A 26,356-nucleotide genomic window follows, 5' to 3' on the forward strand; every position below is an offset into this window, starting at 1 on the left:
TTTTATGGGTTTTTTTTTTTAGATGCCTGTTTTTTTTTTTGTGCTGCCACTTTTTTTTTTTTTTTGTATTTGGGGCACCCCACATGACACTTCGTGACCGGCAACCGCCGCCGGATCAGACCGCGATGTAATTCCCCGACAGGATGAGCAGGACCTGCACGGTGATGCCGGTGCCGTAGTAGTCGGTGGCGTTCGGCGTCCAGGTGGTGACCTTGGTCCACAACTTGTCCAGCCAGGCCTGGCTGCCGGAATCGTTCATCGCCGCGATGGCGAACGACGCGGTGAAGCAGGGGTGCTGGCCCGTCTCGCCCGCGAGCTTGCCGCCCGCCAGCGTGTAGCCGGTGGTGATCTTGGCCGGGTCGCCGCCGGTCGTCTGCTGGATCCAGGTGTTCATCTTCTTCACCTGGCCCTGCGCCGGGCTGCCGGAGACGGTGATGCCGTCGACGCCGAGGCGCCACGGGTCACGGCAGGCGTTCCACGCGAAGTGCGGGTCGTGGTCCTCGAGGAAGCCGTCCGGAGCGGGCTTCGGCGTGGAGTTGGTGTTGACGACGAAGTCCGGGATCAACCCGGTCTTCGGCGAGTACTTCTGCTGGAGCTGGGTGACGGCCTGCTCCTGCCGGGTGCGGACCTGTCCCCAGAACGAGTCCCCGGTGGCCTTTTCGAACGCGCGCAGGTGGCCCGGCATCCAGTCGGACGAGCGCGAGCTGTTCGTGTACTCGCTGTCGTCGGCCCAGTCCGCGAGCCGCATGAACTTGGTGCTGGAGTTGACCTCGCTGCGCTTGATCGCCTTGATGACCCGCAGCGCCTCGGACTTGTAGTTCACCGAACCGGAGCTGCCCCAGACCTTGTCGGCGATGAGCAGGCCGTAGGCGATCTCGAGGTCACCGTCGGTCGCCGAGTCGACGCCGTTGACGCTCTTGCAGCTCTCGTTCTGCTCGGCGGCGTGCAGGTCCTTGTCGATCGACGAAGGGTGCGCCTTCACGAACTTCAGGATGCCGTCGAAGATGGTGCGGGCCTGCGAGTCCTTGTCGCCCATCATGGCCGCGATGGTCATGCCGTAGCCCTGACCCTCGGCCACGAAGGCGTGGTCGGCGTCCGGCGCCTTGACCGCGTAAGTGCCTGTCCCGCACTTGGTGGTCAGGAAGTTCTTCTTCCAGAAGTCGTAGTACTTCGCGAGCGCCGCGTCCTGCGTCGCCTGCGAGACCGACGGGCGCAGAACGCCCGGAAGGTAAGGGGTTCCTTGAGCGGTGGCCGCGGTGGCGGGGGCGGTCGTGGCGACCAGCCCGGCGGTCAGCGCGGCCGCGGCCAGCACTGTCCGAACGGTCTTTCTCATGGCTCCTCCGGAAACGTCGTTGGTGGCGGCGGCGCGTTTCGAGAGTGACAGCCGGATCGGCCAAAAACAAGAGAGTTAAGAAAGTTTCCTTACTATTACCTCAAATGACGCTTTCGTGAACGGTGCCCTAGCGTTGACCCCATGAAGATCGACTTGAGTGCGCGCGACGAGTCCTTCCGGGACTTCTGGACCGAGCGCCACCTCGCCACCCTGACCACCGTCCGCCCCGACGGGACCCCGCACGTCGTCGCGGTCGGCGTCACGGTGGACTTCGAGGCCGGGATCGCCCGCGTGATCACGTTCCGCTCGTCCAAGAAGGCCCGGATGATCAAGGAAGCGGGCGAAAAGGGCATTCCGGTCGCGGCCTGCCAGATCGACGGACCGCGCTGGTCCACTTTGGAGGGACGCGCGGTGCTGCGCGAAGACCCGGAGTCGGTGCGCGACGCCGAGAACCGCTACGCCGCGCGCTACCGGCAGCCCAAGCCGAACCCGGAACGCGTCGTCATCGAGATCGCCGTCAGCCGGGTCCTCGGGAACGCCTGACCGAGGGCTGAAGGGGACTTTCCCCTCATCTCACGCGGCGAAGGCCGCTTTCACCACGTCGCATGTGGGGAAGGGCCCTTTCAGCCCACGCCGGCTCAAGCCACGAAAAGGCTGAGCAGTCCTTCGACCGAACGCACGATCACCCGCGCGGCGGCGCGTTCGGCGTGCGCGGCGTCGGCCCGTTCCGCCTCGTGCCGCCAGCGGACAAGCGCGCTTTCGGCGCCCGCGTGGATCTCGGCCGGATCCGCGGCGGGTTCGAGGCCGAGCCGCTCGGTGGGCGCGAGGCCTTGCGCGCCGAGCAACCGGGCGGCCTCCTCGGCGATCTCCCCGGACAACGTCGTGCGCCCACCGCGGATGCCGGCGATGAGCCGCAGTTCCCGGAAGTCGTGCGCGGCCGCGGCGAACCGTTCCACCCGCGCGGCCAGCCGGTCGCCGTGCGGAAGCGGTTCGGCGGCGAGCAGACCCTCCAGACGCAGTACCGCCGTGCGCGCCTTCAGCGCCTCCGCCCTGGCGACGAAGCATCCGGCGAGCGTGTCCCGAAGATCGCCGAGACCGCTGCGGTGCACGAGTTCCGCCGAAAGCTTCAGCCTGCTCTCGCTACCGGTGCGGATCAGGGTGATCGCCAGCCGGACGCCGTAGAGCCCGAACCGCGAAACCAGATGTTTCCTCGACTCCGGCGAGACCCGCAGCGGGAACGGATCGTCCACAAAGGAATCCACGGACAGCAGATGGCGCTCCAGCTCCGGGCGGGAGACCGACGCCAGCGCGCGCAGCACCTCGAACTCGTCGTCGCGCAGCGCACGTCCCGCGTAACCGAGTTGCCCGGCGACCGCGATGACTCCCTGGAATCCCGCGCAATCCGGATCCTCCCGCCAAGCCCGCCTGGCCAGTTGCTTCGCGGTGAGCAAGGCGTCGATCCGGCCCGCGCCGACCTCGTCGGCCCGGCCGAGCACCAGCACCGTGTTCACCGCGGTCTGGCGGGCGAACGCCGAACCGCCCACCTGCCGGGTACCGGCCAGCTCGTCGGGTTCGAGGTGGCGCACCAGGCGCACCGTCGCGTCGACGTGCTCGGCGGGCGCCGGGGTGTCGAACAGATCGATCTCCCGCAAAGCTCGCGTCGGCCACTCCGACAGCGCGGAGACCAAAGTGGACTTCCCGGTCCCCGGCGTGCCGACGAAACCGACCCGCAGCGGTTCTTCCAGCCGCTCCAGGCCTTCCCTCAGCATCGCCACCGCGTGCGGACGGTCCCGGTAGTGCGCCGCGGCCTCGTTCAGCAGTTCCCGGACGTCCAGGGCGGTCACGCGGAGAGCTCCCGGCGCGGCGCGGCGCCGCTGCCGAGCGCCCCCGCCTTCCGGTGCAGGGCGGCGAGCCTGTCGATCTCCTTCTTGACCCGCTGGGTGCGCCGGTCGCGTTCGGCGGAGCCGGCGATGATCAATTCCCGTTGGCGGGTCAGGTCTTCGGCCAGCTGGTCGGACAGCGCGGTGAAATGATCGCGCAGGCGCCGCTGCACCTGGCGGACCTCGTCCTTGATCTCCTTGCTGAACCGGATGAACACGTCGTCGACATGACGCTGCGCCGCGGCCTTCGCCAGCGCTTGGCGCCGTTGGAGCCGCATCCCGCCCTCGTCGCGCACGCTCTTGGTGGCGAAGGCGACACCGGCGCCGAGGGACACCGGGTTGATCAGCGGCAGTCCGGCGAGACTGGTGACCAGGCCGAACATCAGCACGCCACCGTAGGAGCCGCGCAGTCCGGTGAAGAGTTTCTGCCCGATCTTGAACCGTTCGATCTTGGGGGCGCCGACCTCGGGGATCGAGTCCACGCCGGAGCCGGTCAGCGGCAGCTCGGGGGCTTGGCCGTAGTGCGGCCCGAAAGTGGTGGCGACCGCGTGCGCGATCCAGGTCGACCGGTCGGAAACCCAGTTGTAGTTCGTTTCGACGGTCTCGGCGAGGTTTTCTTCCAGCCAGGTCTGGAAATCCGGCCAGATCCGCACCGGGTCGCCTTCGTCGAAGGTGCGGTCGATGTGCCGCACGATCACCCTGGTCCGCTCGCGCAGGTCGTATTCGGCGTCGGAGACCAGATCGGTGATCTCGTCCGAAAGCATGTTCTGCCAGCGGACGTTCTGCCGCCGCAACTCCTCGCTACGCCGTTGTGCCTGGTGCAGCAGGGTGACCTGGTCGATCCCGTTGTCCCGCGAGACGGCGTCGAGCCGCGTCTGCAAAGTCTCGACCAGTTCGACCGCGGCCGCGCGGACGCTCACCGCGGCGGCGAGCGCCCGGGTGCGCTCGATCGGGCGCGCGGCCTGTTCCCCCACCCAGTTCAGGAGTTCCGGGAAACCGGACTGTCCGTTGAGGACGGCGTCACCGGCCTTCGCGGCGGCCTGCCGCACCGTCGCGGACACCGGGAAGACGTCGGCGACGACACCGGTCTCGGACAGCGCGGTGCGATTGCGCGCGGCGAGTTCGCGCCAGTCCGGGCTGACGTCGATCTTGGTCAGCGCCAGGACGAGCGCCGGGCACCAGGTCCGGATGTGCCGGGCCAGCGCGAGTTCGGCGGGCTGGAGTTCCTGCGTCGCGTCGGAGACGAGGATCACCGCGTGCGCGTCGGCGAGGACGTCGAGGGTGGCCGCCGTGCGCGGGGATCGGGGATCCCCTATCGCGGGGGTGTCCACCAGCACCAGGCCCGTCCCGAGAAGTTCGCGTGGCAGGCCGACTTCGACCCGGCGCAGCGAGCCGGGTGGCCGGACTTCGAGCTCTTTGGCCAGGTCACCGACCGGAACGCTTTCCCGGCCGTGCCCGACCAGGGTGGCGGCGGGATCGGCGGCGTACCCGATCTCCGTCGGCACGGCGGGGGTACTCGCGTCCCCGACCGCGCAGACCGGCGCGTTCAGCAGCGCGTTGAGCAGGTACCCCTTGCCCTGCTTGGGAAAACCGACCACCGCGATCCGGGTGCCCGGTGCCTGCCGGTCACGTCTGCGCCGGAGGCGTTCGGCCAGGTCGGCGCGGCCGTGGGCGGCACAGGCGTCCAAGGTCTCGTTGAGCACGTCGAGCCAGGCGGGGGCTGTCACGGGGATGCAGTGTTCCCTTAACCAAGCGCGGAATCAATGTGGCATGGGCCAACATGCCGCGAAGGCCCCGCGACCTGGTGCGATCGCGGGGCCCGTGCACACGACAAGAGATGAAAGTTATTCAGCTCAGCCGATGTGGATGTCGTTGCCCGAGGCGATGTCGCCGATGTGGACGTCGCCGACCTGGCCGATGTTGTTGGCCACACCGGAGACGACGTCGTGCACGTCGTTGACGCCCGCGTGGTTCGCGACGTCGTTCACGACGTTGTCGGTGACGTCGGTCGCGACGTTGTCGGTCACGTCGTTCGCGATGCCGTTGCCGTTGCCGATGTCGTGCGCCTTGCCCGCGATGTCGTGCACCTTGGTGGTGACGTCGGCGACGCCGGCCTGGCCGATGACGCTGGTCAGGTCACCGACGGTCGACAGGAAGTCCGGGGCACCGCCCGCGACACCGTCGGCGCGCGGCAGGTCACTGTTCAGATCGCCGACGGCCGGGACCGAGTCGACGGCCGGGAGCCCGGCGGTGTCCACGGCCGGGACGGCGTGGGCCAGGTCGGTCGCGGTGTCGACGGCGCCGGTGGCGACGTCACCGGCCTGGGCGACGGAGCCCGCGTCGAGGCCACGCGAAAGGTCGTCGGTCAGGCCGAAGCTGCCGACGGTGTTCTGCGCGAGGGCGGTCACGCCGGCGGCGGCGTTCGACACGTCGGTCACGTCGGAGACGGCCGGGACGGCGGGCACACCCGGGAGGTCGACCGGCAGGTCGCCGACGGCGGGCACGGCCGGGACGGCGGGAAGGCCACCGAGCTCCGGCAGAGCGCCCAGCTCCGGCAGGGCCGGGACACCCGGGAGACCGGCGCCGGGGAGGCTCGGGACGGCGGGGAGGCCATCGACACCGGGGACGGCGACCGGGAGGCCGGCGGTCAGCGCGGTGAGCTGGTCGATCGCGCCCTGGACGCCGTCGGCGCACTCGCCGTCGGTGCCGTTGACGACGTTCGCGACGCCGCCGAAGCCCGCCAGGTTGTCGGCGGCGGCCGCGGTGGTTCCGGTGATGTCGGTGGCGGTCTCGACCGGGACGAAGTCGAGCACCAGCGGGACGACCTCGTGCACGTCGGCGGCGTTGATGTCGCCGAGGCCGGCGTCGGCCAGGACCTGCTGCGGGTCGTTGGCGAACGCCGCGCGGGCGGCGGTGTCGTTCAGCAGGTTCAGCGTGAAGTCGTGCAGGGTCTGGACGGAACCCATGAAAGGACTCTCCCGGGGTCTAGGTCGGTGGGGGCTGGCACAGCGGCCGGAGGGCACGGCTGAGCGCAGGTCACCGAAGTTAGTGAGCCGGTACCTCTGGGCACATCGGGGATCACTCCTGGTCGTCTCCCACTCAGCCAATAGGGGATCGGTATGACATCGTTAGGGCGTTAGGGGCTTAACCGAGACGCATCCCGTTGGGTTTAATGCCAACCCTCACCCGGATGGGTCAAGCCATTCAGGTGAGTGGCCCTATTTGGTCCTTAGGGGCTGGTCAAGCGAAGGAGGATGCTCGTTGCCCTACGTCCTCGGCATCGATATCGCCTCGACCCGCACCACCGCCGCCACCTGCGTGGACTCCGGCGACGGCTGGGGCGCGCCCGAGCCGTCGTGGCTCGGCGCGCGCGGTCCGTCGGCGGCGACAGCGGTGTTCCTCGACGACGACGGCTACCTGCTCACCGGGGACGCCGCCGTCGAAGCGGGTCTGTCCGCGCCCGCCCGGTTGCTGACCGGGTTCCACGAACGGGTCGGCGACGACGTCCCCGTGATCGTGGGCGGCGAGCGGTTCCCGGCCGAATCCCTCAGCGCTGTCCTCGTGGACGCCGCGGTGGATCAGGCGGCCGAGCGCTTCGGCGAGAAACCGCGGCACATCGTGCTCACGCATCCGGTCGGCTGGGGCTCGTTCCGCCGTGACCTGCTGCGCCGGGCGCTGGCCGAAGCCGGGTTCCCCCGTGCCGCACTGGTACCGGCGCCGGTCGCCGCACTGCACGCGTATCTCGCCCCGCGCGGCGAGGTCACCGCCGGTGTCTGCGAATTCGGCCCGGACGGCGCGGTGGTCACGATCGCCGCCACCGGCGGCAACGGGTGGCAGCCGGTCAAGACGGTGGAAGGCGTCGACCCCGGTGAGGCCGTCGGCAAGGTCTTCGAACTCGCGCACGGCGCCGGGATCCCGCCGCAGGCGCTGGCGGGCATCGTGCTCTGCGGCGAGGCGCCACCGGTCTCCGGCCGCACGCCGTGCCCCGTGTTCGCTTCGAGCGACCCGGTGCTCACCGTGGCGACCGGTGCGGCGAACATCGCCGCGCGACGTGACGTTCCCCGACCCGGCGGTCCGCGATCGAATGCCCTCGCCGCGGTGGAAACCGTGGAAACCACCCTGCTCCCCCGGGTGGACCCGCTCGAAGAACTCACCGAGCGGCCAGAACGGCCGCCGGTGGACATCACCCCGTTCCCCTTGCCAGAACCCACCGGGGCGGCGAAACTGCTCAGCCGGCGCAAGCCCATCGTCGCCGGAGCCGCGGTCGTGGTGCTCGCCGCGACCACCCTGTTCTTCACCCTGACCACTCGAGAAGCCACCGCAGACAAGGGTCCCGAAGCCCCTCCCGCCACCTCGAGCTCGTGCGCGCCGTCCACCCCCGGCGCCACGCACACATCCCCCGAAGGTCGCTGTTGAACGCATTGCTCGACAAGCCCGGCATCATCCATCCGGGTGCCCGGCCCCTGCTCGACGAGGTGACCGCCGCCCCGGAACTGCCGGTGCGGGTCACCGTCGTCGCCCCCGGCGGGCACGGGAAGACCCATCTGCTCGCCCTGCTCGGACGCCACTACGCGGGCGCCGGGGTCGAAGCGATGCTCGTCGACGACGCCGATCAGCTCGGCGACGACGAGATCGCGAAGATCAAGGCGCTGGCGGAGGAAACGACGGCGCCCGTCGTCCTGGCCTTCCGGCCGACCGCGCGGACGACCACGTTGCGCGCGCTCGCCGATTCCTTCGGCAGGTCGGTGGCTTTGGGTGCTTTCGGCGTCGACGACGTCCGGCGGCTCGTCGAGCACGCCGGTGGCGACGCGGCCACGGCCGAAGACGTCCACGCCAGAACCGGTGGTGTGCCGGGACTCGTGCTCCGGGCGGTCACCGGGCAGCTCGCGGACTTCCGCGGTGAGCTGGAACAACTGGACGACGACGTGCACCGGTTCCTGATCGCTGCGGAAGCGGGCGCCGGCCGGAATCTCGATCTCCTGGCGGCGCTGCTCAACCGCGATCGCGAGGGGCTGCCCGAGATCTTCGACGGCGCCAGGGCGACAGGGCTTCTCGGCGAGGACGACGTCCTGCTGCCGATCGCCGCCGAAGCCGTCCGGACCTGGGGTTCGCCGGGGCGACGGCTGACGGTGCTGCAACGACTGCTGGAACTCCAGCTGCGTGACGGACTTCCGGTACTCGACCTCGCCAGATCCCTGCTGGGAACGGGAAGTTCGGGCGCGAGCGCGGCGGCGGCCTTCGAGGCGGCCGCGCGCGAGGCGATGCCCGACGACACGAAACTCGCGGCGCGGTTCTACGAAGCCGCGTCCGAGGCCGGTGGGCGCGGCGCGGCGCTCACCGTCGGCTGGGCGCACGCCGCCGCGCTGGCCGGGGACCTCGACACCGCGCTCCGGCTCGGCGACGGGATGCTCGGAAGTACCGACGATCCTGATGCCGCCGACGCCAGGGCGGCCGGTGCCGAAGTGGCCGCGACCGTGCTGGCGCATCGCGGGGAACTGGCGCACAGCGCCGAGCTGTACCAATGGTCGGGCCGGGCCGGTTCGAAGGCGTTCGCCGCGATCGCCTTGCTGGGCACCGGAAAACTCGAAGCCGCCCGCGGCGTGCTGGAGACCCCCGAAGTCCCGACCCTGTTCGCGGGCGCCGCATCACGGACGGCGCGCGCGATCACCGACTCGGTGTCCGGCTGCGGCACCGAAACGCTGTCGTCCCTGCTGGGCGCGGCTTCGATGCTGGAATCGGCGGGAGCGCCCGCGCCGCTGCCGGACAGCCCCGCCGCCCTCGCGGCGTTGGTGGGCCTGCATTCCGGCGAACTCGCGCTGGCCGAATCAGTGCTGAGCCGCGCGGTGGCCGGGCGGATCGGCGGGGACCTGCTCGCGAAACGGCATCGGCTGCTGCTCGGCTGGGTCGCGATGACCGCGGGCGACCTCAAGACCGCCGCCGAGTCCCTGATGCCGCCGGACGGCCTCGAAGCGCGCGACGAACTGTTCGCCGCCACCCTGCAACTGGGCCTGGCCCGGCGGGCGAGTGATCTTCCCGGCCTGCAACGGTCCTGGGACCGGGCGTATCAGGCGTCGATGCGGCAGCAGCCCGACCTGTATTCACTGCTGCCGCTGGGAGAACTCGCGATCGCGGCCGCACGGGGCAACGCGAGCGCGAAACTGGCGGGTCAGCTGGAGCGCGCGCACGCCATGCTCGACGAGCTCGGCAACCCTCCCTTGTGGACAGCCACACTGCGCTGGCACGAACTGCACGCCGCCATCACCGTCGAGAATCACGCCGCGGCGGGCGAACACTTGGCCGCGCTGAACGCTTTCGCGCCTTGCGGCCGCTATCCGGCGGCCCTCGCCGCCGCCGCGACCGGCTGGCTCGCGGTCCTGACCGGGACCTTCGATCCCGAAGCGATCACGTCGGCCGCTTCGGAGCTGCACGAACTCGGGCTCACCTGGGACGCGTCGCGGCTGGCCGGGCAGGCTGCGATCCGGACCTCGGACCGGAAGGCGATGGTCCAGCTGCTCGAAGCGGCCCGGCAGTTCCAGGGGCGCGCTCCGGAACCCGTCGCGGCCACCGGGTTGAGCGCCTTGAGCGAACGGGAACTGGAGGTCGCCCGGCTGGTCGTCGACGGGCTGACGTACAAGCAGGCCGGGAGCGAACTGTTCATCTCGGGGAAGACCGTGGAGCACCACATGGCCCGGATCCGGGGGAAACTCGGCGCCGGGGACCGGCGGGAGCTGCTGGCCATGCTGCGGGAACTGCTTCCCGCGACCGAGCCGCAAGGGTGACCTTCAGGACGTCGATGCCGACCGGAGTCCGCCGGGTGTCCAGATCCGTGATCCGCCAGGACCGGTCGAACAGGGCGGTGAGGGCGATGCGGACCTCCATCCTGGCGAGGTGGGCGCCCAGGCAGAAGTGAACGCCGTGGCCGAAGGACAGGTGGGGGTTGGGCGTCCGGTCCGGGTCGAAGGTGTGTGGGTCGGCGAAGACCTCGGGGTCACGGTTGGCCGCCGTGATCATCGCGACCACTCGCTGGCCCGGGCGGAGTTCCTGGCCGCCGAGGGTGGTGGGCCGGGTGACGAACCGGTCCGTTCCGCCCGTGGGCGGCAGGTAACGCGAGACTTCCTCGACGGCCAGGCGCAGGTCGGCCGGTTTCGGCCGGGCGGCAAGGCAAAGGACGGCGTTGACGAGCAGGGTCTTGGTCGTCTCGTGGCCGTTGATCAGCAGCAGCGCGCAGAAGTCGAGCAGCTCGTCCTCGGCGAGGCCCGACGCCATCAAGGTCGCGATGATGCCTGACGGGCGCTCGAACTCCTCGCGGAAGTAGTCACCCATTTCCTCGCACGCCCGGTGATACGCGGTCCGGCGAGCCTCGTCGGCGGTGAAGGTGCCGAAGAACGACGTGATGGCCTCGGTCCATCGGACGAAATCCGGCCACCGCGACGGCTGCACCCCGAGCAGACCCGCGATCGTGTGCACCGACAACGGGTACGCCACCTCCGCGATCAGGTCGAAGCTCTCCCCCGCCGAGTCGAGCAGGGCGTGAACCTTCGACGTGATCGACGGCTCCAGCGACGACACGGCCCGCGGAGTGAAAACCTGGCTGACGATCCGGCGCAACGCGTGATGCCGGGGCGGATCCATCGCCAGCAGACCGCGCAGCAACGGGTTCGAACCGTGCGGGATTTCCCCGGTGCTGTGGCGCAGCTCGTCGGAGGAGAACACCGCGTGGTCGGTGAGCACTCTGTCCACTTCGGAATACCGGGTGACCACCCAGCCGCCGAACGACTCGGCGAACCGCACCGGACCCACGTCTTGCTTGTGGAAAGCGAAAATCTCCTCGACGGACATACCCCACAGCGTGCTACCCGCCGACGGCCGCCGCTTGGAAGAAACGGACACACGACGACCCGACCGCACGCCGGAACTCCGCGATCATGTGCGGCTGGTCGTAAAATCCACTGCGGACGGCGATCTCCGCCCAGTCCGGCGCCGAGGACGCCCGCGCCAGCGCCATTGCCCGGTGCAACCGCACCACTCGCGCGTACGCCTTGGGACTCAACCCGACAGCCACCAGGAACCGGCGTCGCAACTGCCGCTCGGACAACCCGGCCGCGTGCCGGGACACCGGCGCCCCGGGGTCCGCGCGGATGGCCTGGAGAACTCGCCCGATCGCGGGATCGGCAGGCCGGGCCGGTGCCCGCAACGCCCGCAACGCGGCGTCGAGCCCCTCCCCCGGAAACGGCATCCCCGCCAGTGGCACCTCGTCCGCGGCGATCCCCAGCACCGAGGCGCACGTCCCCGGCCGCAACCGCACCCCCGTCAACGGCTCGGTCAGGCTCCCGGTCCTGGCCTCGGTCTCCGGCCCGGTCAGCCACACCGAACCGTCCGCGAACACCAGCAGGTCCACCGCCGGTTGCGGCAACGAGGCCGGCAGTTCTCCTTCGCGCCGCCACACCCGGCTGACGCGGTCAGCCAGGTCGGCGGGTGGCGCGAAGTCGCTGTTCACGCCCTGATTGGACCGCGGACCGGGCGCGTTGCGCCAGCGAAATACGCGCAAGTTGTCGGGCTCTGAGCGCGTGTCGCGAAAGCCACTTTCACAACACAGCTCCTTGTTCCCAATGCCGCATTCGGGACGATCAGCGACTCAAGGAACCTCCGCGGCTCTCCGAGGCCCTCAGGGCCTGGGAAAGCCAGTGCGACACCGGCGCCAGGCTGTCCGGAGCCGCCCAGCCGTTGATCACGGCGAGCAGCTCGAAATACCGTTCCCGGCGGGAGTCGGTGGCCGTGTACAGCCAGGCCAGAAGGTCGTCGGGCCGGTGGCGCGAAGTGAGAGCGGCGACGACCTGACCGGCTTCCGGCGAGTTCGGGTCGACGCCGGAATCCAGGGCCGGGGCGACGGCGTCGCGGATGTCCGCCACCGGGTCGCGGCGCGGGCCGACGTCGATGCGGTCGGCGGCGTGCTGCTCGGCGAGGCGCCGCATGAGGGCGCGGAAATCCGGGTCCGTGGACAGTTCGGCCAGTTCCACCCAGGCTGCGACCTGTTCGGCCTCGGGGCTGTCGGGCAGTTCGGGTGTCATCGAGCGGGCGATCCCGGCGAATCCGGGATAGTCGAGCCCGCGGAAGGTGGTGGCGAGGAAGTCGCCGATCAAGCGGTGGCGTTCGTCCCGGGTCAGTTTGGCGAGCCTGTGCATGAGTGTCATCTCCTCGGGGGTGGACCCGCGTCTGGTCGCCGCCGTCAGCACCGCGTGACGCAGGCGCAGCACACGGATCTGCACCTCCAGCGCCTGGAGGTGCGCCGCGGCGACCTCGGGAAGGGCGGCTTCGCTGTCGACGACCTTCCGGATCGTGGCCAGGTCGAGTCCCAGCTCGCGCAGGGTGAGGACGAGCTCCAGGCGCGCGAGCGCGTCGGCGCCGTAGCGGCGGTGACCGGACGAGGTGCGGCCGGACGGGGTCACGACGCCGCGGTCGGAGTAGAAGCGGATGGTCTTGACCGTCAAGCCCGTCCGCCGGGCCAGCTCCCCGATCGAGTACCAGGCGTCGTCCATGTCGCCACCCTCGCACCTCCCCTCGGGGGAGATACAAGCCTTAGGCGCGGCCCGTCCACGGACTTCCGGCGCCCGCTCGGGTCGCGCCGCCGCCGGGCGGCAGGTCGAGGACGTCGAGCAAGGTCTGGTCCTCGTCGACGGCGTGGTACAGATGCCCGATCTTGCCGGTGCCGCCGTCCGTGCCGGAGGCGCCGATCAGCTGCCACAGGTCGTCATCGGCGTCGTGCTGGACGAGCAGAATCGGCTCGCGGCGCTCGAAGACCTCAAGGGTCTGGACACAGTTGGTGCCCAGCAACCAGTGCCGCATCCACCACGCCCGCCGATCGCGTTCCATGACCCGGTCGGCGACCCACCACACGAACGGCAGGTCCCCGTGGGCACGTGCCTCGCCCGCGGTCAGGTCCGGGCCGCCCTGCGGCACCCGCTCGAACGGGTCGTCGGTCAGCGAGAACGCGTGCCCGTCTTCGTGCTCGAAGACGACGGCGTGGAAGGTCCCGCCGCCCGGGTTGCCCGCGCCGATCCCGACCGACAGACGAGCGACGTGCGGATCCGATCCGGTGGTCCAGCCGAAGGCGTACGAGGCCAGCTCACCCTGCGGCCCGACGAACTCCCCGAACGCCCGCCGCTCCATTCCCGTGACGGCGTCCGTCACTACCTCGACCAGCTCGCCCTCGATCACCTGAATGTCCACGCCCGCAAGATAGCCGATCAAGAAACCGTGCTCGCGGCCTAGGAAGCGACGTGCTGCCGCAGAAGGTCGTCGATTCCCTGAAGGAAGGTTTCGCAGATCGGTTCGGGGTCGGACAGGCAGCCGGTGGCCATCGCTCCGTCCCGCATCAGGACGAAGCGCCGGGTGGCGGGACCGGCCGGCGCGTTCCCGGCGCGGGTCAGCACGTCGGTGATCACGCCCGAGAACCATTCACGGTGGGCGAGGACGGCCTGGTGCACGGGATGGACCGGGTCCGGGTATTCCGCAGCGGCGTTGAGGAAGGCGCAGCCGCGGAAACCGGGCGACCGGATGCCTTCCGCGATGGATTCGGCGATCGCCCGGAGGGTCTCGAACGCCGGCAACCCCCTGGCCAGGATCCCGTCCGCCTGGCGGCGGAAGGCCTGGTCGGCTTCTTGCAGGTAGTAGACGATCAGGTCGTCCTTGCCGGGAAAGTGCCGGTACAGGGTCGCGCGGGTCACCTTCGCCTCGACCACGATCCGGTCGATGCCGACGGAGTGGATGCCCTCCGTGTAGAAGAGCCTGGTCGCCGTGGTGAGCAGCCTGGACCGCGCTTCGGAGGCCTGACCGCGGACGTTCGTCATTACCGGCATCTTACGGGATAGAACGTTCGGTCTTGACGCGACGACAGCGAACTGCCAGCGTGTATCCAAGTAGACCGAACGTTCTCCTCTCCTTAGGAGCTCCCGTGAGCACCCAAACCGTCGTCGCGCCTGCTCTGCGGCGCCTGTACTTCGTCCGCTTCGGCTTCGCCCTGGTGTGGGCGGGCCTGCTGTTCACCAGCGCGTCGAAGCTCGGGCCGATCAGCGTCGCGCTGCTCGTGCTTTATCCCCTGTTCGACGTCGTCGCCGCCCTCGTCGACCTCCGCACCTCCCGAGACCCGAAATCCGCCCTGGGCCTGTACGTGAACATCGCGATCAGCGGGCTCGCGGGCATCGGTCTCGCGATCGCCGTCACCTCCGGCATCCCGGCGGTACTGCGCGTGTGGGGCGCCTGGGCGGTCGTCTCGGGTCTCGTCCAGCTCGTCGTCGGCGTCGGCCGCCGCAAGCTGGGTGGCCAAGGGGCGATGATCGCCAGCGGGGCGATCTCCACCGTCGCCGGGACGTCCTTCGTCCTGCAAGCCGCGCAGCCGGACGCGTCACTGGTCAACCTGGCCGGATACGCCGCCCTCGGCGGCCTGTTCTTCCTCGTCTCGGCGATCCGCCTCTCCCCCGCGCGCGCCTGACGTCACCGGGTGCGGGCGCGGACATGGATCCGTTCGCCCTGCTTGCCGAACAGGCTGAGCACTTCGACCCGCCCGCGGCCGGTGGCGCCGAACCAGTGCGGCGTCCGGCAGTCGAACTCGGCGGCCTCGCCGGGACCGAGGACGACGTCCTGGTCGCCGAGCACGAGCCGCAACCTGCCCCGCAGCACGTAAAGCCATTCGCGGCCGTCGTGCGTGCGCGGCCGGGGTTCGTCGTCGACGGCCGGGATCGTCATCTTGCAGGCCCGGGGCCCGTTCTCGTGGCGCGTGAGCGGGATGAGGACCCGGCTGTCCTCGATCGGTTCGAGCACCCTCGGCGACGAGACGATCTCGTCGACGCGCAGGCCCAGCGCGGCGATGACCGGCAGCACCAGTTCGAGACTCGGCTTGCGCTGTCCGGATTCGAGGCGGGACAGGGTGCTGGTGGAGATGCCGGTGGCACGGCTGAGTTCCACCAGCGTCGTGCCCTTCTTCTCCCGGGCACGACGCAGCCGGGGCGCGATCAGCTCGATCGCCGCGGTGACAGTGGGTTGGCTCTCCATGCCGCCAGCACAGCAGCTCGTCCCGATTCCGGCAAAGTTCTTTGCCGAAACAGCCAGAAGGCGCCGACGCTGGCGCCATGATAGAAACCAAACGGCTCCCCACCGGGGTCTATCTCCTCGCCTTCAGCCTGTTCGCGATGGGGAGCGCCGAATTCCTGATGGCCGGGGTCCTGCCCTCGGCCGCCGCCGATCTCGGCGTCTCCCTGGCGTCCGCGGGCGCGCTCATCACCGCGTTCGCCCTCGGCGTCGTCCTCGGCGGCCCGCCGTTCGCCGTACTGAGCCTGAAATGGCCGCGACGGACGGCGTTGATGATCACGCAAGCCGTCTTCGCCGCCGCCATCGCGACCGGACTGCTCGCCGACGACTACTGGATCCTGCTGATCACCCGGTTCGTCGCCGGTCTCGCCTACGCCGGTTTCTTCGCCGTCGCCGCCGTGACCGCGATCAGCCTGGTGACCCCCGACCGCAACGCCCGCGCCTCCGGCGTCGTCCTCGCCGGGCTCAGCGTCGCCATGGTGGCAGGCGGCCCGGCGGGCACCCTGCTCAGCAACCTCACGGACTGGACCGGCGGCTTCTGGGGTGTCGTGGCGCTCACCGGCCTTGGGGTGGTCGCCTGCGCCGCCGGCCTGCCCGCCACCGCGTCCGCGGCCCCGAGCCTTTCGGGTGAGTTGCGGGCCATGCGGTCTTGGCGCCTGTGGGGCGTCTACGCGGTCACGATCCTGAGCACCGCCGCGTACATGGTGTCCTTCAACTACTTGTCGGCGATGCTGGCGGACGTCGTCCCCGCGGTCTGGATCCCGGCGGTCCTCGCGTTGTTCGGGATCGGCGCCTTCGTCGGCTTGTCCGTCGGCGGCCGGATCTCCGATCGGCGCCCACGCCACGCGCTGCTCGGTGGCGTCCTGGGCATCGCGGTCTTCTCCGCGCTGCTCGCGCTCTTCGCCGACACCGCCTTGGCGGTGGTGCCGCTGGTGTTCCTGCTGGGTGTCGCGGCCTTCGTGATCAACCCGGCGCTCTACGGGCGGGTGTTCACGATCGCCGCCTCCGCCCCGACCCTCGCCGGCGCGACCACGGTCTCGGCCTTCCAGCTCGGCATCAGCCTCACGCCCGCCTTCGCCGCCGGGGCACTGGACCTGGGCGCTCCGCTGACCGCCGTCCCGTGGGTCGGCGCGGCCTTGGCGCTGGTCACGATCCCGCTTGTGCTCATTTGCTAGCATGCGAGCATGGAACGGGTCGAGAAACGGCAATTCAACGTCTATCTGCCGCCCGACCTCATCAAGCGGGTGAAGCACGCGTCCGTCGACGCCGACGAGTCGCTCTCGTCGTTCGTCGAACGAGTGCTGGAGGACCACCTGCGGACCAGTGAGGAACGCGAACGATGAAGGTCATGCCGATCCGGTACAGCTCGGATGTCGCCGCGATGACGCGGTTCTACGAGGCGCTCGGCCTGCGGGCCGGTGCGGCGTCCCGTCCCGGCGGCTGGGTCGAACTGCCCGCCGAGGGCGGGATGCTGGCCATCCACCAGTCGTCCGGCGACGACGTGGGCCGCTGCGAGCTGGCCTTCGAGGCCGCCGAACCGCTGGAGGACGTCGCGGAACGCCTGCGGGCGGCCGGATTCGAGCCGGGACCGCTGATGGACGAAGGCTTCGGGTACTCGATGCGCGTCCAGGATCCCGACGGTGTCTGGGTTCAGCTCAACCTGTACGACCGAGACCTCTACACGTGACCGAGACCCGGCGCGCGGGGCCGCTGTTCCTCGCGGTGGGCATCGTCGCGCTCGAGTTCGCGGCCGCCGTGACCGGGTTCGTCGCTTCGAGCCTGCTGCCCGTCGTCGCCGCCGATCTCGACGCGAGGAGCAGCCTCGGCCTCCTGATCGCCGGCTCGACGCTGGGCCTGTTCGTCGCGCTTCCCTTGGCCAGCAGGGTTCTCGCCCGCCTGGGCTTTCGCGGCACACTCGCCGCCGGGATGATCGCCTATCTCGGCGGGCTGTTCCTCGCCGCGGTGTCGCGGACGGCGTGGATGTTCGCGCTCGGCCAGTTCTCCGCCGGTCTCGCCAGTGGCCTCCTCGCGGTTTTCGGGGTCGGTTCCGCGATCCGGCATCTCGACGACCGGCTGCGGATCCGCGTGGTCGCGGCGTCGTCGGCGATGTGGATCCTGCCCGCCCTGGTCGGCCCGGCCGCCACCCTCGGCCTGGAACATCTCGTCGGCTGGCGGTGGACACTGTTGCTGCCGGTGCCGTTCGTCCTTTTCGGACGGTTGCTGGTCGTGCGCGCCGCCCGCGGCGAGCCACCCTCCGACGAGACGCCGCGGCCACTGCTGCGGACGCTGTCGATCCCGCTGGGCGCGGCGTGCGTCGTGTTCAGCATGGGCCGGTGGCCGCTCGCGCTGGCCGGGGCCGCGATCACCGTCGTCGGGATGGTCGCGATCCTGCCCGCGGGAACCGCACGTCTCCGGCCGGGAACCCCCGCCGCGCTCGGTGCGATGGTGCTGTTCGCGATCGGCTACTTCGGCGCGGACAGCCTGATCACCGTGCTCCTGACGAGCGAGTACCAGGTGAGCCTCGGTCAGGCGGCGATCGTCCTGAGCGCCGCCCCGCTGGGGTGGGCGGTGACCAGCCTGGTGGCCACCAAGTTCACTTCGGCCCGGTTTCCCTTCGTGGGTTTGGGCTTGACCGCCCTCGGCACCGCCGTCGTCGCGTTCGGGGGTTCGTTCCCGGTGGCCCTCGCCGCCTGGACCATCGCCGGAATCGGCGTCGGACTGGCTTATCCGGGGCTGTACATCAGAGCCACGACCGCCGGCTCGAACGGTTTCACCGCGGCGGAACTGGCGACCGCCGTCATCACCGCGGAATGCGTCGGGCAGCTGCTCGGCCGGGCCGTCGGTGGCGCGCTGAGTTCCTCCGGCACCGGCCTGCTCGCCTCGTACGGGCTTTTCGCGGCCGCTTTGGCGGCGGCCGCGATCGCCGCCCGGCCTAGCTGAACAACCGGTCGCCGCCGTTCGCCATCCGGTGGGTGGCACCGTGCTTGGCCACTGGCGGGTAGACGTCCGACGATCGGGCGCGTAGGAACGAAGAATGGCTGAGCAAAGGTCCAGACGAGTTTTCCTGTCCGCGACGGCCGCGCTCTCGACGGCCGCTCTGGCATCCACCGCGACCCCGGCGGGGGCACGGGAACCAGGCGACCGGGGCCCCGGCGAAACCCTCTCACCGCAACGACCCGACGCGGAATTGCGCGCGATTCTGCGCGAGATCGACGAAAACCGTATCGAGGCCACCGTACGCAGGCTCGCCGCCTTCGGGACGCGGCACACGTTGTCCTCGCAGACCGATCCCGTCCGGGGGATCGGCGCCGCCCGCGACTGGATCTTCGCCCGGCTGCAGGAGTCCGCGGAAAGGTCGGGCGGCCGGATGACGGTCGAGCTGCAGTCGTACGTGCAGCCGCCCGCCCCGCCCCGGATCCCCGTCGCCACCACGATCACCAACGTCGTCGCCACCTTGCGCGGCTCCACCACGCCGGAGCGGGTCTACGTCGTGTCCGGCCACTACGACTCGCGGTGTTCGGATCCGCTCGACGCGGTGAAGGACGCCCCCGGCGCCGACGACGACGCCTCCGGAGTGGCCGTCGCGATGGAAGTCGCCCGGGTGCTGGCCACTCGCCGCCCGGCGGCGACCATCGTGTTCGCGGCGGTCGCGGGCGAGGAACAGGGCCTGTTCGGCGCGCGGCACATGGCCACGCGGTACAAAGCGGCGGGCACGGACGTGCAGGCGATGTTCACCAACGACATCGTCGGTTCGAGCCGCGCGGACGACGGCACGCGGGACCCGCGCACGATCCGCTTGTTCGCCGAGGGCGTGCCGACGTCGGAAACCCCCGCACAGGCCGAGATCCGGCGCGCGGTCGGCGGCGAGAACGATTCGCCGTCCCGTCAGCTGGCCCGGTTCGCGCGGTCGGTCGCGGAGAACGACGCGACCGGTATGTCCGTGCGGGTGATCTACCGGCGCGACCGGTATCTCCGCGGCGGCGACCACATCCCGTTCCTGGAGCAGGGGTATCCGGCCGCACGGTTCACCGAGCCGCACGAGGATTACGCGCATCAGCATCAGGACGTCCGGGTGGAGAACGGCAAGCGGTTCGGTGATCTGCCGGAGTTCTGCGACTTCCCGTTCATCGCCAGGGTCGCGCGGGTGAACGCCGCCACGCTGTGGTCGCTGGCGACCGCCCCCGGCACCCCCGAGGACGTCCGGATCCGCACCAACCAGCTGACGAACGACACGGATCTGGTGTGGCGGCGCGGAACGGACCCGGATCTCGCCGGATACGAGGTCGTCTGGCGGGAGACCACGGCGGCCGAGTGGACACACGCGATCGGGGTCGGCGACCGGACCGAGGCTAAAGTGGATCTGTCGAAGGACAACGTGTTCTTCGGTGTCCGCGCGGTCGGGAAGAACGGCCGCCGCGGTCCGGTCGCGTTCCCGACACCTTTGAGCTGATGCCACGATGCCAGTCACCCCCGACGACCTCGACGCCGCGATCGGGAGTGTGACCGCCGGGCTGGGCCAGGCGTCGGGCCGTGACTGGTCGGCGGTGCCGGGCACCGGCGAACTGACCGCCTGGCAAACGGCCGAGCATCTCGGCGACTGCCTCATCTCCTACGCGGGGCTGCTGATCGCCCGGCCGTCGCTCCCGCGTTTCGTCTGCTTCGAAGCCGTCGCCGAGGCGACCGCGCAGCCGTGGGAACTGCTGGAGTTCGTCACGGTCGGTGGCCGCGTCCTGGGCGCTGTCCTCCGCACGACGGACCCGGACGTCCGCGCGTACCACCCGAGCGGCGAAGCGGACATCGAGGGCTTCGCCGGGATGGGGTGCGTCGAGGTCTTGGTCCACGGCGAGGACATGGCCAGGGGGCTCGGCGTCACCCTCGATCCGCCGCGCGACCTCTGTTCACGGGTGCTCGCGCGGATGTTCCCGGACGTCGACGCCGGCGACGTCGACCCCTGGACGGCGTTGCTGTGGGCGACGGACCGGACGGATCTTCCCGGACGGTCTTCCCGCGCGGGCTGGCAGTGGCGAAGCGCCCCTTTGGACGATCCTCGACCTGACCGGCCGACCGGTTCCTGACCGTCACCGACCTCCTACGAGGAGTACGTGGGTACGGCCGATCGGCGCAACTTCGCCGTTGAAACGTTTGTCACGGCGGAATCCGGGAACTTTTCCGCCATGTCCAGATGGCGAACCACCAGTAGGAGCAACACGGCCGTGCGGGTCATCACCGGCATCGGCGCGCTGTTCGCTTTCATCGAGCTGCTGTACATGGTCATGGTGCTCGCGGGAGCCAACGCGGGCAACGGTTTCTTCATCTTCATCCAGGCGCTGGCCAAGCCGCTGGCGTTGTTCTGGCCGGGTCTCTTCCCGGTCAGTGACCCGAATCTCGCGGTCATCCTCGACTACGGTCTGGCCGCGGCGTTCTGGGTGATCCTGGCGGGCGTGATCGCCCGTTTCGCGGCCCGCTGACCCCCTGCGGCGGCATTCGGCGTCCCGTTCGGCGACACTGGACGAATGAGCGACGGCAGATGGTTCGAGCTGAACCCCCTCCCCGAGCTGTTCGGCCTGGCCGCCGCCGGGCGGGCGCTGTTGCCGAACGTACCCGTGACCCCGGCCGCGGTGCTGAAGACCGTGACCGAACAGCTGGTCGGGCGACGGCTGACCGCCAAAGTGGACGGCCACGACGTCGGCCTCACCCTGACCGGGCTCGACTACCAGGCCGACAGTCTCAGCCTGGCCGCCACCGGCCGGATCGGCGACGTCCGCATCGTCGTCGAGGACGTCGACTGGCCCGAGACGCCGCTGCGGCGCATCACCGTGCTGGCGTCGAACGTCCGGCTCCGTTCGCTTCCGTCCCCGGCCGCCATCCCCGAACAGGTGAAGATGGCGATCCGGGTGTCCCCCGAGGTTCTCCAAGCGCGCGTGGCCGAGGCTAGGCCGGGCATCATCGTGACCCCCGGCGACGATGGGCATTTCCACATCCGCTGGGAAAAGCGCCCCCGCTGGGGCCATCTCGCGCTGGAGTCCACTGTGGAGGGCGACGCCGTCGTGCTCCGTCCGATGTCCGTCCACATCGGACGCCGCCGGTTCGGGCCGCCGGCACGGCTCAAGCCGATCGTGCTTCCGCTGCCGGAGCTCCCACGAGGGATCCGGCTCACCGCGGTCGAGGCGCACGACGGTCACCTGGTCCTGCACACGCTGGCGGAGGAATGGCCTGAGAAGCTGTCCACCATCCCGCTCGGTGACCTGCTGGGCTGGGTGACGACAGCGGTGACCACGCTGACCCTGCCCAGGCTCGGCGGCCGCTAGCGGTACCGCGCTAGGCGTTTTCGCCTCGCTCACGCAGGTATCGCGTGTGGTCGGCCTGCTGATGGAGGTCGCCCGCGTAGAACCGTTCCGCGATGCGATGCGCCTCGGTCTCCATCAGCTCCAGTTGCGCGAGGAGTTCATCGGACGCGCTCGGCTCACCGCTCGCCCGCCGTTTGGCGGCGAACCACCACGGCAGATTGAGATAGGTCTGCACGGAGAGCGGAAGATCCGTCCGCGCGAGCCGGGTGACCTCGTGCTGGACGTCGGGGCTGGCCGACAGCCGCTCCGGCCTCGACAACAGGTCGTCGAGGATTCCGGCGACCCGCCGCACACCGTCCACGGAGGACTCCGGCATCCTTTGCGCCTGCGCGGTCACCTTGTCGACCAGCGAACCGAGATCCGCGCGCAACTGCCCGGCCTCGGCGACGACGTCCACCGGCACCAGCCGGACCCGTTCGGGCGGCGCGAGCAGGGCGAACACGGCGTACAGCCCGGCGACCACCAGCGGCCACAGCCCGCCGACTACGCCAGCCAGGTACAGCGCGAGGCCGATCAGCCCGCCGACGCAGCCGGCGAGATTCTTCGTGGAGCCGAGATAGCGGATCATTGGTAGCCGCGGATTTCCTGGAACACCTTGGGCAGCACGTCACCGCGCGCGTCGAACACGTTGCCGCCGGTGCGTTTCGCGACCTCGCCGAGTTCGGCGGAATCGCCCTCGCCGAAGATCACGGTGAACACCGGGATCTGCCGCACCGCCTCCGGCAGCGACGGGAACTTCCGCTGGAAGTCCTCGAACGTGGAGCCGCTCGCGTTCTCCCCGTCGGTCATCAGGACGATCGACGTGAACCGGTCCGGATCGCGCGCCACCAACGGGCCCATGATGTCGTACGCGCGCTGGAGACTGTCGTAGATCGCCGTGCCGCCGTTCGCGTCGAGTCCTTCGGCGAAACTCTTGATCTTGTCCAGGGCGGGCCGCGGGTCGCCTTCCGGCACCGCGAAGGTCTCCGGGCGGCCGGGCACGGTGTCGAACGGCAGCATCGTGACCTCTTCGCGGCTGCGGAAGCGCCGGTACCGGCCGGTCAGCGACCCGTCGGCGCCGGTCAGCCCGATCAGCGCGGTGCGCAGCGACTCGATCCGGTCACCCGCCATGGAACCGGAGGTGTCGAGCACGTACAGCGTCCGCGACGGACGTCGGATCTTGTCGAAGTAGGCGCCCAGCAACGCGTCGACAGCCTGCTGCGTCGCGGGGAACGGCAGCTCCACCAAGTCTTTCTGCGCGAACTGCTGTCCTAAAGGGACACCTGGGACCACGGGGCGGCGCTGCGTGGTCTCCATGATCTTGCGCTGTGTGTCCGGTGTGCGCAGCCGCTCGGCCAGCTTGCGGTGCGCGTCCCGCGCGTCGGAATTCGCGCCCTGCAGCAACGTCAGCGGATAGTCGGCGGTGACGACGCCATCGGACGGGTAAATCAGCGTCAGCGGTTCGGGAAGTTTCCCGCTCGCGTTCATCGACAGCAGGACGGACTCGTAGTTGATCAGGCCGTCGACCTTCTTGCCGGGATCCTGACCGCTCGCCCGCCGTTGGTAGGCCTCGGAAAGCCAGCCGGACGAGCCGGCCGACATCGCCTGCGCGCTGAAGAACTCGGTCAGTTTCGGGGTGACGGAAGCGATCTGCTGCGCGTCGACGGCGTTGCCCGCGCCCGCGAGCGCCGACGCGACCCCGACGAGGGCCGAGAAGCCGGAGTTCGACGCCGACGGGTCGGTCATGCCGTAGGTGAAGGCCTTCTTCCCGGCCTGCTCGGCGATCTCGCCCCAGCCCACCGGCCGCCCGGTCCAGCCGAGCCGTTGCGCCGCCGACGCGGACAGGCCGAGCACCACCGGCGAGCTCATGATCTTCACCTGCTCGCCCAGCCGTTTCGCCGCCTCCGGAACCGCCGCGGGATACCGGTTCGAGGAGAACCAGACGGCGTCGTACTGGCCGTCCACCTTCCCTCCTCCGAGCGACTCGGTACCTTCCAGCGTGCCGGTGAACTGGAACTTGACCTTGACCCCGGTCGCGGCCGCCTCCTGCTCCAGCAGCGGTTGCAGGTCCGCCAGCTCACTGCCCGCGAGCACCCGCAACGTGCCCGGCTCGGCCTCCCCCAGGCTCCGCGTCCCGCCCTCGCTCGAATCGCAGGAAACCAGTGTCAGCGCGCAAAGCGCCGCCAGCCCGGCCGTCATCCAGCGTTTCACGATGCCCCCTCGGCCGTCGCCGTCTCGTGAGACCGGCGCAGATGGTCTTCGGCCCGCCGGATCTCCCCGGACAACGCCTCCACGGTCGCCGCCATCGTCGAGACGGCACCCGCCTTGTACTCGTCGATCGCGTCGATGCTGCGATAGATCCGGTCGAACGATTCGCGGATGGTCGCCACCGCCACCGCCGGATCGCTGCCCGCGCGCTGGATCTCGGCACCGCGCAGCTCCAGGATCTCGGCGTTCGCCCTGATCAGCCCGTCGGTGGTGGCCTGCACGGCCCGGACTTCGTCGAGGACGTCCTGCTGCCCGGCGAGCGCGCCGCTCACCAGCAGTGCGACCCGCAGCGCCGCGACCGTCGTCGACACCGCCCGCTCGATCCCGCGGATCAGCTCGTCGTTGTTGCGCCGCACCAGATCCAGCGCGAGATAGCCCTGCGCGCTCACCGCGAGCTGGGTCAGCAGGTCTTGATGCCGCTGCCGGATCGGATGCAGCGCGTCCGCCCGCAAGGCCTTGGCCCGCGCGGGATCGGTGAAGTCGAAGATGCCCGCCTGACGGTCGACAGCCGTGTCGACGGCCTCGGCGAACGCGGCCGCTTCGGACAGCTTCCCGAGCGTCCCCCACAGCCGCTCTCGTTCGCCCTTGAGCGCGGCGTTGTCGCGGCGCAGGACGTCCTGCCGGGCCCGCAGGTCCAGGACCAGCGCGTTCACCGGTTCGTTGGCCGCGCGGTAGCGGTCCAGCGCCTTCTTCGCGCTGCCCGCGACCGGGATCAGGCCCATCAGCTTGCGCCCGGTGATCGGCAGCTTCGCCGGGTCGATCTCCGCGACGGTCCGCCTGAGCCCGGCCAGGCTCACCGTCGCCTGCTGTTGCGGCGAACCGGTTTCCGCCAGCGCCCGGGCCGAACGGTCGAGCAGCGCACCCGCGACGGTCGCCGCCGCGCGCATGTCGGACTCGCCGACCGCGAGCAGCTCGTCCAGGACTTTGGTGAACTCGGGCGATCGGACGTCGAGCGCTTCGAGCCGCTGGGCGAAACTCTCGGCGCGCTTCGCGACCTCGGCGTGGACCTCCGGTCCGAGGGTGACCAGACCGGCCGCCCGCTCGGCCGGGATCGCCTCCACCGGTTCGGGTGGAGTGAGCGTGAAATCGTCCATCAGTACTGCTTCTTCACGGCGTCGAGCAGGCGCTCCAGCGTTTCGTACGACGGCGGCTCGACGGCGTCCACCAGGTCGGCGGGCACCGGCGCCTTGGCCGCGGCGACGACGTCGGCGAACAGCCTCGGGTCACCGGTCCGGAAACCGAAGGTGGCGGCCAGTTTCCCCAATTCCGGGTCGGTCGCGAGCAGCCTGCCCACCTGGTCGCCGTTCGGCTTCAGCGGGACGAGCGTGTGCTTGGAGTACACCGTCGGCGCCGTGTAGAGCAGGCGCATGTCCGGCCGGATCGAGCCGTCGGCGCGGACCAGCCTGTCGACGAACTGCGACTCGTAGATCAGCGCCATCGGCGTCTTGCCCATCCCGGCGGCGAGGTAGTCCTCGAACGGGCCTTCGGTGCTGTTCTGCGTGTAGCCCTGGTCGATGAACAGCTTCGACACCCCGGGCAGCACCTTCGCCTCGGCCTCGGGCGTGCTGACCACGTTGTTCCCGTTGGCGACGAAGGAAACGATCGACAGGTACATCGCCGCCGAGTTCGATTCGCGCGGGTCCGTGGTCGTGACCAGCACGTTTTTGCGGGCCGGGAAGGCGGTGTTGGCGGGGAGCTGGTCCCAGCGCGTGCCCTTTTGCGCCAGTTCGAGGTACTTCGCGACGTCGAGCACCTGGTAGTCCCCGGCGCCCTTGCGCACGATCCCGTTGGCGCTCAGCAGGTGCACGATCGGCTCGAAGGTCGCGATCGCCATCGGCGACTGGAACGGCGTGTGCACACCGGTCACCTTGTGGTCGCGCTGGATCCGCTGCGCGGCCGGCGACGAGGACGGGAACGCGAACTCGTACTGCCCGAGGTCCATGCTCGCGATCTGCCGCGAGCCCGCTGTGTCCACCTCGACCTTGAGGCCGTGCTTGGCGAACGCGTCCACCACTCGCTTGTCGGAGAAGAACGCCAGCTTCTCCGAACCGATGACCCCGCGCACCGCGGTCAGATCCGTACCCTGCGCGGTGTTCTCGTCACCACCCCGACCCCAGACGATCACGGCGACCACGGCCAGCAGCAGCACCACTGCCAGGCCGATCGACAGACGGCGTTTCACCGGCCCACCCCCTCGTTCACAGGCTTGATCCTTCAGCCCGTTCGACTCTTTTGACGCGCGGGCGAGCCATTTCGAAGTGAACGATCGATGAACGGAAGACGTCGTCAGTTTCTGGCGAAACGTTGGGATGGAAGGGAAATTTGGGTCCGGGCGGGTAGAGCCCGCCGGGTGGGGCGTCGGTGCAGGTGGTCGTGAGTGGCGTTTCGGGTTATTGAGGGGTAAGGCAAAGGTGTCTTGCTGGAGGTGATGTCCGTGAAGGCCTCCTTGAGGGACCCTGGGTCCC

General features: G+C 70.0%; 25 protein-coding genes and 1 pseudogene. 12 read left to right on the plus strand and 14 right to left on the minus strand.

Translation table 11 applies throughout. The features are described 5' to 3' along the window. Positions 1 to 115: 115 nt before the first annotated feature. Positions 116 to 1,333, minus strand: a complete 1,218-nt coding sequence (locus ACFWMR_RS11990; RefSeq protein ID WP_378378366.1) for a glycosyl hydrolase family 8 — start codon at positions 1,331 to 1,333, stop codon at positions 116 to 118. A gap of 141 nt (positions 1,334 to 1,474) precedes the next feature. Between ACFWMR_RS11990 and ACFWMR_RS11995 the strand changes: the two genes are divergently transcribed. Continuing rightward, on the plus strand, positions 1,475 to 1,876 hold the full coding sequence (locus tag ACFWMR_RS11995; RefSeq protein ID WP_364211851.1) for a PPOX class F420-dependent oxidoreductase: 402 nt from the start codon (positions 1,475 to 1,477) through the stop codon (positions 1,874 to 1,876). 95 nt (positions 1,877 to 1,971) lie between these two features. On the opposite strand, the gene ACFWMR_RS12000 is transcribed toward ACFWMR_RS11995, so the two are convergent. The 3 genes from ACFWMR_RS12000 to ACFWMR_RS12010 all read right to left on the minus strand — a co-directional run bounded on the left by ACFWMR_RS12000 (position 1,972) and on the right by ACFWMR_RS12010 (position 6,179). Further along, the gene (locus ACFWMR_RS12000) at positions 1,972 to 3,177 is read right to left on the minus strand and encodes a GTPase (protein WP_378378367.1); all 1,206 of its coding nucleotides are present in this window, start codon (positions 3,175 to 3,177) and stop codon (positions 1,972 to 1,974) included. Then, complete coding sequence (locus tag ACFWMR_RS12005) at positions 3,174 to 4,940, minus strand: dynamin family protein (RefSeq protein ID WP_378378368.1); 1,767 nt, start codon at positions 4,938 to 4,940, stop codon at positions 3,174 to 3,176. Before ACFWMR_RS12005 ends, ACFWMR_RS12000 begins: the two co-directional genes overlap by 4 nt. Before the next feature lie 126 nt (positions 4,941 to 5,066). Beyond that, a complete protein-coding gene (locus tag ACFWMR_RS12010; RefSeq protein ID WP_378275418.1) occupies positions 5,067 to 6,179 on the minus strand; it encodes an IniB N-terminal domain-containing protein in 1,113 nt (370 codons plus the stop codon). 295 nt (positions 6,180 to 6,474) lie between these two features. Between ACFWMR_RS12010 and ACFWMR_RS12015 the strand changes: the two genes are divergently transcribed. Further along, positions 6,475 to 7,629 (plus strand): molecular chaperone DnaK, encoded by a 1,155-nt coding sequence (locus tag ACFWMR_RS12015; RefSeq protein ID WP_378378369.1) that lies wholly within the window; start codon positions 6,475 to 6,477, stop codon positions 7,627 to 7,629. Further along, entirely contained in the window at positions 7,626 to 9,992 is a 2,367-nt protein-coding gene (locus ACFWMR_RS12020) for a helix-turn-helix transcriptional regulator (RefSeq protein ID WP_378378370.1), read from the plus strand. Before ACFWMR_RS12015 ends, ACFWMR_RS12020 begins: the two co-directional genes overlap by 4 nt. A gap of 76 nt (positions 9,993 to 10,068) precedes the next feature. On the opposite strand, the pseudogene ACFWMR_RS12025 reads toward ACFWMR_RS12020, so the two are convergent. From ACFWMR_RS12025 to ACFWMR_RS12045, 5 genes and pseudogenes are all read right to left on the minus strand, one after another. Next, positions 10,069 to 11,052 (minus strand): annotated as a pseudogene (locus tag ACFWMR_RS12025) (cytochrome P450); the annotation flags it as partial. Between the two features lie 13 nt (positions 11,053 to 11,065). Beyond that, on the minus strand, positions 11,066 to 11,710 hold the full coding sequence (locus tag ACFWMR_RS12030; protein WP_378378371.1) for a helix-turn-helix domain-containing protein: 645 nt from the start codon (positions 11,708 to 11,710) through the stop codon (positions 11,066 to 11,068). A 130-nt stretch (positions 11,711 to 11,840) separates the two neighbouring features. Continuing rightward, positions 11,841 to 12,749, minus strand: a complete 909-nt coding sequence (locus tag ACFWMR_RS12035; protein ID WP_378378372.1) for a MerR family transcriptional regulator — start codon at positions 12,747 to 12,749, stop codon at positions 11,841 to 11,843. Positions 12,750 to 12,789: 40 nt separating this feature from the next. Beyond that, positions 12,790 to 13,440: a hypothetical protein gene (locus ACFWMR_RS12040; RefSeq protein WP_378378373.1), complete on the minus strand. Its 651-nt coding sequence runs from the start codon at positions 13,438 to 13,440 to the stop codon at positions 12,790 to 12,792. A gap of 38 nt (positions 13,441 to 13,478) precedes the next feature. Next, positions 13,479 to 14,060: a TetR/AcrR family transcriptional regulator gene (locus ACFWMR_RS12045; protein WP_378378374.1), complete on the minus strand. Its 582-nt coding sequence runs from the start codon at positions 14,058 to 14,060 to the stop codon at positions 13,479 to 13,481. Positions 14,061 to 14,164: 104 nt separating this feature from the next. Here ACFWMR_RS12045 and ACFWMR_RS12050 point away from each other — a divergent pair, with 104 nt between their 5' ends. Next, entirely contained in the window at positions 14,165 to 14,701 is a 537-nt protein-coding gene (locus ACFWMR_RS12050; protein WP_378378375.1) for a hypothetical protein, read from the plus strand. Between the two features lie 2 nt (positions 14,702 to 14,703). Here the strand turns inward: ACFWMR_RS12050 and ACFWMR_RS12055 are convergent, their stop codons facing one another. Further along, positions 14,704 to 15,261 carry a helix-turn-helix domain-containing protein gene (locus tag ACFWMR_RS12055; protein ID WP_093932075.1) on the minus strand — a complete coding sequence of 186 codons (558 nt, stop codon included), beginning with the start codon at positions 15,259 to 15,261 and terminating at the stop codon, positions 14,704 to 14,706. A gap of 77 nt (positions 15,262 to 15,338) precedes the next feature. On the opposite strand from ACFWMR_RS12055, the gene ACFWMR_RS12060 reads away from it, so the two are divergent. The 8 genes from ACFWMR_RS12060 (at position 15,339) to ACFWMR_RS12095 (ending at position 21,605) form a co-directional block, all read left to right on the plus strand. Then, complete coding sequence (locus tag ACFWMR_RS12060) at positions 15,339 to 16,472, plus strand: MFS transporter (RefSeq protein ID WP_378378376.1); 1,134 nt, start codon at positions 15,339 to 15,341, stop codon at positions 16,470 to 16,472. A gap of 9 nt (positions 16,473 to 16,481) precedes the next feature. Next, positions 16,482 to 16,640 carry a CopG family transcriptional regulator gene (locus tag ACFWMR_RS12065; RefSeq protein WP_093932070.1) on the plus strand — a complete coding sequence of 53 codons (159 nt, stop codon included), beginning with the start codon at positions 16,482 to 16,484 and terminating at the stop codon, positions 16,638 to 16,640. Beyond that, the gene (locus tag ACFWMR_RS12070; protein WP_093932069.1) at positions 16,637 to 16,984 is read left to right on the plus strand and encodes a VOC family protein; all 348 of its coding nucleotides are present in this window, start codon (positions 16,637 to 16,639) and stop codon (positions 16,982 to 16,984) included. The genes ACFWMR_RS12065 and ACFWMR_RS12070 overlap by 4 nt, the downstream gene beginning before the upstream one ends. Beyond that, positions 16,981 to 18,237, plus strand: coding sequence for an MFS transporter (locus ACFWMR_RS12075; RefSeq protein WP_378378377.1), 1,257 nt, complete (start codon positions 16,981 to 16,983; stop codon positions 18,235 to 18,237). The genes ACFWMR_RS12070 and ACFWMR_RS12075 overlap by 4 nt, the downstream gene beginning before the upstream one ends. 94 nt (positions 18,238 to 18,331) lie before the next feature. After that, the gene (locus ACFWMR_RS12080; protein ID WP_378378378.1) at positions 18,332 to 19,747 is read left to right on the plus strand and encodes a M20/M25/M40 family metallo-hydrolase; all 1,416 of its coding nucleotides are present in this window, start codon (positions 18,332 to 18,334) and stop codon (positions 19,745 to 19,747) included. Positions 19,748 to 19,754: 7 nt separating this feature from the next. Continuing rightward, entirely contained in the window at positions 19,755 to 20,372 is a 618-nt protein-coding gene (locus ACFWMR_RS12085) for a hypothetical protein (RefSeq protein WP_378378379.1), read from the plus strand. Positions 20,373 to 20,510: 138 nt separating this feature from the next. Further along, positions 20,511 to 20,765, plus strand: coding sequence for a hypothetical protein (locus ACFWMR_RS12090; protein WP_093932065.1), 255 nt, complete (start codon positions 20,511 to 20,513; stop codon positions 20,763 to 20,765). A gap of 45 nt (positions 20,766 to 20,810) precedes the next feature. Further along, the gene (locus ACFWMR_RS12095) at positions 20,811 to 21,605 is read left to right on the plus strand and encodes an LmeA family phospholipid-binding protein (RefSeq protein WP_378378380.1); all 795 of its coding nucleotides are present in this window, start codon (positions 20,811 to 20,813) and stop codon (positions 21,603 to 21,605) included. 10 nt (positions 21,606 to 21,615) lie between these two features. Here the strand turns inward: ACFWMR_RS12095 and ACFWMR_RS12100 are convergent, their stop codons facing one another. From ACFWMR_RS12100 to ACFWMR_RS12115, 4 genes are read right to left on the minus strand one after another with little or no spacing between them, the layout of a single operon-like run. After that, on the minus strand, positions 21,616 to 22,212 hold the full coding sequence (locus ACFWMR_RS12100) for a hypothetical protein (protein ID WP_378378381.1): 597 nt from the start codon (positions 22,210 to 22,212) through the stop codon (positions 21,616 to 21,618). After that, on the minus strand, positions 22,209 to 23,822 hold the full coding sequence (locus tag ACFWMR_RS12105; RefSeq protein WP_378378387.1) for a hypothetical protein: 1,614 nt from the start codon (positions 23,820 to 23,822) through the stop codon (positions 22,209 to 22,211). Before ACFWMR_RS12105 ends, ACFWMR_RS12100 begins: the two co-directional genes overlap by 4 nt. Before the next feature lie 8 nt (positions 23,823 to 23,830). Next, positions 23,831 to 24,985 carry a toxic anion resistance protein gene (locus ACFWMR_RS12110; protein ID WP_378378382.1) on the minus strand — a complete coding sequence of 385 codons (1,155 nt, stop codon included), beginning with the start codon at positions 24,983 to 24,985 and terminating at the stop codon, positions 23,831 to 23,833. Further along, positions 24,985 to 26,073 (minus strand): hypothetical protein, encoded by a 1,089-nt coding sequence (locus ACFWMR_RS12115; protein WP_378378383.1) that lies wholly within the window; start codon positions 26,071 to 26,073, stop codon positions 24,985 to 24,987. The genes ACFWMR_RS12110 and ACFWMR_RS12115 overlap by 1 nt, the downstream gene beginning before the upstream one ends. Positions 26,074 to 26,356 lie beyond the last annotated feature (283 nt).

Source organism: Amycolatopsis thailandensis (genome assembly GCF_042723255.1).
Taxonomy (GTDB): domain Bacteria; phylum Actinomycetota; class Actinomycetes; order Mycobacteriales; family Pseudonocardiaceae; genus Amycolatopsis; species Amycolatopsis thailandensis.